1 protein-coding gene is annotated in these 421 nt (G+C 56.1%); it reads right to left on the bottom strand.

Features of this window, described 5'->3' with window-relative positions; all coding sequences use genetic code 11:
- Positions 1-91: 91 nt before the first annotated feature.
- Positions 92-421, bottom strand: a 330-nt coding sequence (locus AXE65_RS04125; RefSeq protein WP_153015377.1) for a DUF2514 family protein, incomplete at its 5' end; no start/stop codon positions are given.

Here is a 421-nt window from a genome sequence, read left to right on the forward strand (position 1 = left end):
AGCACCAAAATAAATTATAAAATCAATAGCTTAGATAGTTTGTCGGGGCTTTTTTGGGGCTTACTCAATTTTAGCCTGCACACATTACGCGTTACTTACCCAATCGCGCGGCTTCATACGCGGCTTCGCAGGCGAGTCCGGCTATTCGTCTTCGGTCAGCTTCTGTTGCGAAGCTTTGCGCCAGTTGGTCAGACTCTGCAAGCAGGTTGGCAAGCACGGCGGCGCGGGTGCGTTCTGCTTGGCAGTTTGCGGCAGCGGGGGGGTTTGGGGCGGGGCGGCGATGGGCGTATTGCTGGGCGAGTTCGTGCAGGCGGCTGTCAAAAGCAGCGCGTTCAGCAGCAGCCACGCTTTCCAGTTGTTTCTCTGTGTCACGGGTGAGCGCCTCCATTTGTGCATATAGGGCTTGTTCTTGCCGTCTGGC

It is taken from the genome of Ventosimonas gracilis, assembly GCF_001580025.1.
Lineage (GTDB): Bacteria > Pseudomonadota > Gammaproteobacteria > Pseudomonadales > Pseudomonadaceae > Ventosimonas > Ventosimonas gracilis.